Source organism: Natronococcus sp. (genome assembly GCF_047921035.1).
Taxonomy (GTDB): domain Archaea; phylum Halobacteriota; class Halobacteria; order Halobacteriales; family Natrialbaceae; genus Natronococcus.
In genome coordinates, this window is record NZ_JBLRWX010000061.1 from 1 (window position 1) to 7,060 (window position 7,060).

General features: G+C 65.1%; 7 protein-coding genes. All 7 read left to right on the forward strand.

All coding sequences use genetic code 11. The features are described from left to right. Nucleotides 1–423, forward strand: a 423-nt coding sequence (locus tag ACNA7R_RS12815) for a phosphopantothenoylcysteine decarboxylase (RefSeq protein ID WP_416283957.1), incomplete at its 5' end; no start/stop codon positions are given. Between the two features lie 155 nt (nt 424–578). Then, nucleotides 579–1,145: a hypoxanthine/guanine phosphoribosyltransferase gene (gene hpt / locus ACNA7R_RS12820; protein WP_293031083.1), complete on the forward strand. Its 567-nt coding sequence runs from the start codon at nt 579–581 to the stop codon at nt 1,143–1,145. A 202-nt stretch (nt 1,146–1,347) separates the two neighbouring features. Continuing rightward, the gene (locus ACNA7R_RS12825) at nt 1,348–3,288 is read left to right on the forward strand and encodes an ABC transporter substrate-binding protein (protein WP_416283958.1); all 1,941 of its coding nucleotides are present in this window, start codon (nt 1,348–1,350) and stop codon (nt 3,286–3,288) included. A gap of 39 nt (nt 3,289–3,327) precedes the next feature. Next, the gene (locus tag ACNA7R_RS12830; protein ID WP_416283959.1) at nt 3,328–4,284 is read left to right on the forward strand and encodes an ABC transporter permease; all 957 of its coding nucleotides are present in this window, start codon (nt 3,328–3,330) and stop codon (nt 4,282–4,284) included. Further along, the gene (locus ACNA7R_RS12835) at nt 4,277–5,326 is read left to right on the forward strand and encodes an ABC transporter permease (RefSeq protein WP_416283960.1); all 1,050 of its coding nucleotides are present in this window, start codon (nt 4,277–4,279) and stop codon (nt 5,324–5,326) included. Before ACNA7R_RS12830 ends, ACNA7R_RS12835 begins: the two co-directional genes overlap by 8 nt. 1 nt (nt 5,327) lies before the next feature. Then, nucleotides 5,328–6,413: an ABC transporter ATP-binding protein gene (locus tag ACNA7R_RS12840; RefSeq protein ID WP_416283961.1), complete on the forward strand. Its 1,086-nt coding sequence runs from the start codon at nt 5,328–5,330 to the stop codon at nt 6,411–6,413. Next, a partial coding sequence (locus ACNA7R_RS12845) for an ATP-binding cassette domain-containing protein (protein WP_416283962.1) occupies nt 6,410–7,060 on the forward strand: 651 nt, incomplete at its 3' end. The genes ACNA7R_RS12840 and ACNA7R_RS12845, both read left to right, overlap by 4 nt.

Genomic DNA, 7,060 nt, shown 5'->3' on the forward strand with positions numbered 1-7,060 from the left:
GAGATGCTCGCGGCGACGGCCGACGCCTGCGACGACGCCGACGCGCTGGCGTCGGTCGCCGCCATCGGCGACTACACCCTCGAGTCGAGCGCGGAGAAGATCCGCTCGGGCCAAGAGCTTACGCTGGAACTCGAGCCGACGCCGAAGCTCATCGACGAGATCCGCGCGGCCCATCCCGACCTGGCAATCGTCGGCTTCAAGACCGAGACCTCGGGCGACGACGAGGCGATGGTCGACCGCGCCAGGGAGACCATAGCCCGGACGGATCTCGAGTTCGTCGTCGCCAACGACGCGAGCGTCATGGGATCGGACCGAACGCGCGCGCTGCTGGTTCGGGAGGAGGAGACGACGCCGTATACGGGCTCGAAGACGGGGCTGGGCCTCGAGATCGCCGACTCGCTGGCGGCCGCCCTCGAGACGTAGGGTCGGCGACACGTCGGGTTCCCGAAACGGCGCCGGACGCGTGCGGCGCGGTCACAGTGGTCGGTCTCGGCGGTAGAGCCCCGATACTGGCGATTCGACGAGACGGCGCCGACGTGTATCGTCAACTTTTACTCGCCTACCGCCCGACCCACGACATGGACCAGTTGAAGCGGTCGCTCCTCGAGGCGCCGATCATCGAGAAAGACGGCTACCACTACTTCGTCCACCCGATCAGCGACGGCGTCCCGAAGCTCGACCCCGGCCTGCTTCGCGAGATCGTCATCCGCATCATCCGGAAGGCCGACCTCGAGGACGTCGACCGGATCGTCACGCCCGCGGCGATGGGGATCCACATCTCCACCGCGGTGTCGCTGATGACCGACATCCCGCTGACGGTCATTCGGAAACGACAGTACGGTCTCGACGACGAGGTCGCGATCTTCCAGCAAACGGGCTACTCGGAGAACGAGATGTACATCAACGACGTCCGCGAGGGCGAGCGCGTCCTCGTGCTCGACGACGTGCTCTCGACGGGTGGCACCCTCGCGGCGGTGCTCGAGGCCCTCGACGAGATCGGCGCGGAGGTCATCGACACGGTCGCGGTGATCAAGAAGGCCGGCGGTGAGAACAAGGTCGCCGACGCCGGCTACGACGTCAAGACGCTGATCAACGTCGACGTCGTCGACGGCGAGGTCGTCATCGTCGACGAAGAGGGCGATTGAGTTACACGTTCGTTTCTGGACGATTGAAACTCTCGTTTCGTTTTCTATTCTTTCAACGGGTAACCGAGGGTTTTCAACGATCGTCCCCTGCTCGAGGATCTACTGGACGTCCATCCGGTAGAGTAACGACGAATTAGACGGGGTAAGTCTTGCGTCGTCCTGAAGCAATACCTATATATATCAGGTTTACACATGAAAGATCATGGTGCAGGATCACAAGCAATCCTCAATCGATATCGATAGGCGGCGATTACTGCAGGGTGCTGGTGGGGTAAGTATCGCGGCGGTCGCGGGGTGTCTCGGCGGCGACGACGGCGACGACGGCGACGCGCCGATTCACGTTCAGCTGGAAGTCAACTCCGACAACGACGACCGGGTCCAGATGGTCGACCTGATCGCGACCTCCATGGAGGAGTCGGGCTACTTCACGACGGAGATCGAGACCTACGAGTTCAACGACTACGTTCAGCGCGTGATGAACCCCGAGTACGCCCAGGACGGGCACATCCCCTGTATCGGGCTCTCGGGAACGTTCAACCCCGAGAGTTTCTGTCAGGCACTTCACCACAGCGGGAACCACGGGCAGTGCTGTAACCTGACCGGGATCAGCGACGACGACCTCGACCGGATGCTCGACGACGCCCGCTACGGCGTCGACGTCGCGGACGACGACGACGAGCGCCGCGAGCGCTACGACGAAATCTGGGAGTACCTCGCCGAGGAGCGCTACAGCTCGATCACGCACTTCGACCTGCAGGCCGGCGTGATGAACACCGACGTCCACGGGTTCCGACAGAACCCCTTCACCGAGAGCACGTTCAGCTACGGCCTGCACGCGCCCCAGGACGAGGTCGTCACCTGGATCGACGAGGACGCCCATCCCGACGAGACCGACCTCTCGGACCTTCAGGAGGGTGGCACCCTTCGGGCCGGGATCACCGAGGATCCCGAACTGTTCGATCCGCCGTACACGACGGGTGCGAACTCGACGATCGTCCAGGTACTGATCTTCGAGCAGCTGGTGGCAAGTGACAGCGAGGGGAACCTCTACCCGTGGCTCGCCGAGGACTACGAACTCCTCGAGACCCAGGACATCGACCGGGCCGACTACGAGGAGTACATGATCGAGGTCGACGCCGACGAGGAGGGCGTCCTCGACACCGAGGAGCAGGTCGTCGTCACCCACCCCGAGGACAACCCGATCGAGGACGACACGGTGCGCGTGCTCACGCCCGAGCAGGCCGGCGAGGCCGTCGAGGACGGCACCTTCGGGATGCAGTTCCAGTACGAACTCCACGAGGGAATCGAGTTCTCCAACGGCGAGGAGCTCACCGCCGAGCACGTCGTCGCGACCGCCCGGCGCTACGAGAACTCCGACCTCGAGGCCCAGACCTACGACTCGCTGCTGTACGCCGAGGAGGTCGACGAGTACACCGTCAACCTCTACGCCCAGATCCCCGACGCCGAGGCCGAACGCGAGCTGCCCGGACTGTACATCCATTCGCTCGAGCAGGCCGAGCTGGAGGGCGGCGACCTCGACCCCGGCGCCGGCAACGAGCCGATCGGGACCGGCCCCTACGAGTTCAGCGACTACTCCGAGGGCCAGTACATCGAGTTCACGAAAAACGACGGCTACTGGCTCGAGGAGATCGGCCTCGAGAACAAGGAGTGGTTCGACGGCCCCGAGGAGTTCCCGGACGGCCCCGTCATCGACGAGATCGAGATGGAGATCGTTCCCGACGACTCGAGTCGCGCCGGGGCGCTCCAGAGCGACGAGATCGACATGACCTACGGGCTGGCCACCGGCGTCCTCGACGACTTCGAGGAGGACGACGACTACGTCATCGACAGTGTCGAGGCCGGCGGCTACGAGTACATCCAGTACCCGATGCACGTCGAGCCGTGGGACGACGCCCGACTCCGGCAGGCCGTCAACCACCTCATTCCGCGCCAGGAGATCGTCGACAACGTGCTCAACGGCTGGGCGCGTCCGGCCTGGACCGACCTGCCGGAGCTCGCCGAGGAGAACGGGACGGTCGACGCCGACGCTCTCGAGGAGAACATCCGGCCGCACAACGAGTACGACCCCGAGACCGCGGCGGAGCTGATCGAAGAAGTGATCGACGACTACGACCTCGAGTGAGGTCGCCCCGGTAGCCGTTCGCAGTGTTTGACAAATATCATGAGTTTACGACGTTTCATACTGAAGCGACTGTTGTCGATCGTTCCGATTCTGTTCGGCGTCTCGGTGATCACCTTCGGACTGGTGCATCTCACGCCGGGTGATCCGATCAGCCAGATGGCCGCGATGAACCCACACATGTCGGCGGCCGACGAGGCCCAGATGCGCGCCCGGTACGGGCTCGACGGCCCCGTCTGGGAGCAGTACCTGACCTGGATGGGCAACGTCCTGACCGGTGACTTCGGCGAGGTCATCAGCTCCGGTCGGGACGTCTCCTCGGTTATCGTCGCACGGCTTCCCGAGACGATCGTCCTCGGCCTGTTCGGCTGGGTGTTCGGTCTCGTGATCGCGATCCCGACCGGGATCTACGCCGCCGTCAACAAGGACCAGCTCGCCGACACCGTCAGCCGCTTTATCGCGCTGTCGGGCATCTCGATCCCGAACTTCTGGCTCGGCCTCATGCTGATCCTGGTCGGCGCGCTCTGGCTCGGAATCTGGGACGTGTTGCCGCCCTCTCGATTGCCGCTGTACCACCCGCAGATGCTGTTCTACCTGATCCTTCCCGGGATCACGATCGGGACTGCGGCGGCGGCGAGTATCATGCGCGTGATGCGGACGTCGATGGCCGAAGAGTTGAACAAGGAGTACGTCACCGCCGCTCGAGCGAAGGGACTGCCCGAGCGACAGGTGATCCTCAAGCACGTGCTGCGAAACTCGCTGATCTCGGTGGTGACGCTGGCGGCGACGCTGACCGCGAGCATCGTCGCCGGGTCGGTCGTCGTCGAGATGGTGTTCAACTGGCCGGGGCTCGGCCGGGAGTTCATCCAGGCGATCACCCAGCGCGAAATCAACCTGATCATGGCGATCACGCTGTTTACCGGCGTGTTCATCGTCCTGGCGAATCTGCTGGCGGACATCCTGTACGCGGTTCTCGATCCGAGGATCAGATATGAGTAGCAAGGAACACACCGAGCGCGGACGAATTCGAGTGACCGGGTTCGACCCGGAACAGGTCCGACAGCGGGATCCGCTGTCGGACTGGACCGAGGAGAGCGGCGGCGAGACCGAGGGCCGGTTCGAGCGGGCCTGGAAACGCTTCAAGCACAACCGGTCGGCGCTGATCGGGCTGTTCGTCGTCGGCGTCCTCACCCTGCTCGCGGTGTTCGCCCGTCCGATCACGGTGATGGGGATGACGGTCCAGCCGTTCTCGATCGCCCCCTACGATCCGACGACGATCATGTACATGAACCCCGAGTCGTCGGCCGGGACCTACGACTCGCCGACGCTCTCCCACCCGATGGGGACCGACGGCGACGGGCGCGATCTGTTCTCCCGAGTCCTGTACGGCGGCCGGTACAGCATCTCGATCGGCTTCATCGTCGTCGGACTCAGCGCCACGTTCGGTCTGGTCTACGGTGCGATCTCGGGCTACTACGGCGGCTGGACCGACGAGATCCTGATGCGGATCGTCGACACCGTCTACGCGTTCCCCGGGCTGATCCTGGCGCTGATCATCGTCGCCACGCTCGGCGGCGGCTACTGGCAGCTCGTCGCCGCGTTCGCGATCCCGGGCTGGATCACCTACGCCCGACTGATCCGCGGCGAAGTGCTGACAATCAAGGAAAACGAGTACGTTATGGCCGCGAAGGCGTTGGGTGCGCGCGATCGATCGGTGATCTTCAAACACATCGTCCCGAACGCGATGCCGCCGCTGATCGTCTACGGCACGCTCAACATCGGCACCGTCGTGATCGGCGTCGCTGCCCTCGGATTCCTCGGACTCGGGATGCCCCCGGGCAGCGCCGAGTGGGGGACGATGCTCGATCAGACGCGAGAGACGCTCATCCAGGGTCCCGGCGGTTCGATCCCCTGGTGGGCCACGGTCTTCCCCGGCGGCGCGATCTTCCTGTTCGTGATGGCGATGAACATGATCGGCGACGGGGTCAACGACGCCTTCGACGCCCAGGAGACCGGGATCGAAGGCCAGGGAGGTGGCTAAGATGGCACTACTCGAGGTCAACGATCTCACGGTCAAGTTCTACACGCAGGAGGGCGTCGTCACCGCCGTCGACGACCTCTCCTATCGCATCGAGCGCGGCGAGAAGTTCGGCGTCGTCGGCGAGAGCGGCGCCGGGAAAAGCGTCACCGCCCTCTCGCTGATGCGGCTCATCGAGAGCCCGGGCCGTATCGAGAGCGGCGAGATCCTGTTCAAGGGCGAGGATCTCCTCGAGATGAGCGAGGAGGAGATCAGGGACGTCCGGGGCAACGAGGTCGCGATGATCTTCCAGGACGCCCAGACGGCCCTGAATCCGGTCTACACCGTCGGCGAGCAGATCGCCGAGGCGATCCGACACCACCTCGACTACGACGAGGAGGAGGCCCGCGAGCGGACGATCCAGCTGCTCGACACCGTCGGCATCCCCGAGGCCGAGTCCCGGTACTCCGACTACCCCCACGAGTTCTCCGGCGGGATGCAACAGCGGGCGGTGATCGCGATGGCGCTGTCCTGCGATCCCGACCTGTTGCTCTGTGACGAGCCGACGACCGCGCTGGACGTGACGATCGAGGCCCAGATTCTCGAAGAGCTCGAGAGCCTGGCCGACGAGTTCGACACCGCGATCCAGCTCATCACCCACGACCTGGGCGTCGTCGCCGAGGTTTGCGACCAGGTGATGGTCATGTACGCGGGCAAGCCCGTCGAGAAGGCACCCGTCGAGGAGCTGTACTACGACCCCAAACACCCCTACACGGTCGGGCTGATGAGCTCGATCCCCCGCGTCGGCGACAGGCGCGAGCGACTCCAGACGATCCCCGGCACGATGCCCGACCTCGTCGAGCTGCCGCCGGGCTGTAGCTTCCATCCACGGTGTCCCTACGCCGAGGACGTCTGTACCAAGCGAGAACCCCCGCTGCTCGATCCCGAGACGGGCGGGGACGCGTCGGGCCCGGAGGCCGAGCGCGCGGCCGCCTGTCTCGAGTACACCGGCGAACTCCGGGAGGGACTCGACTACGAGGTCACGGTCGGCGACGGCCACGAGACCCGCGCCGGCACGACCGCACCGAACACGGAGGGTGAGCGACGATGACTCGGCCGAACGGGGACCCCATCCTGCGAGCCGAGAACCTGACGAAGTACTACGACACGAGCAGCGGCTTCATCGACGGGCTGCTCGGCCGAACGCAGTGGGTCAAGGCCGTCGACGGGATCGACCTTGAACTCTACGAGGGCGAGACCCTCGGCGTGGTCGGCGAGTCCGGCTGCGGGAAGAGCACCCTCGGCCGATCGCTGCTTCGCTTGCTCGAGCCGACCGACGGCTCGGTCTACTACCGCCAACGGACCGGTGCGGGCGACGCCCGCGAGGAGGTCGAGATCACCGGCCTCTCGAGTTCGGCGCTGCGGGATCTCCGGACGGACGTCCAGTACATCTTCCAGGACCCGTTCTCGAGTCTGAACCCCCGGCTGACGGTCGGGGACATCATCGGCGAACCCCTCGACATCCACGACATCGCCGAGGGCGAGGCGCGAACCGAGCGGATCTACGAACTGCTCGAGACCGTCGGACTGAGCCAGAACCACGCCCACCGCTACCCCCACGAGTTCTCCGGCGGGCAGCGCCAGCGCATTGGGATCGCCCGGGCGCTTGCAGTCGACCCGGAGGTCATCGTCTGTGACGAGCCCGTCTCGGCACTGGACGTCTCGGTGCAGGCCCAGATCCTCAACCTGCTCGAGGAC

What these genes read in the sequence shown, in the direction of transcription:
- ACNA7R_RS12830 (WP_416283959.1), top strand. Translation starts at nt 3,328, where the DNA reads ATGAGTTTACGACGTTTCATACTGAAGCGACTGTTGTCGATCGTTCCG.
- ACNA7R_RS12825 (WP_416283958.1), top strand. Translation starts at nt 1,348, where the DNA reads ATGGTGCAGGATCACAAGCAATCCTCAATCGATATCGATAGGCGGCGA.
- hpt (WP_293031083.1), top strand. Translation starts at nt 579, where the DNA reads ATGGACCAGTTGAAGCGGTCGCTCCTCGAGGCGCCGATCATCGAGAAA.
- ACNA7R_RS12840 (WP_416283961.1), top strand. Translation starts at nt 5,328, where the DNA reads ATGGCACTACTCGAGGTCAACGATCTCACGGTCAAGTTCTACACGCAG.
- ACNA7R_RS12835 (WP_416283960.1), top strand. Translation starts at nt 4,277, where the DNA reads ATGAGTAGCAAGGAACACACCGAGCGCGGACGAATTCGAGTGACCGGG.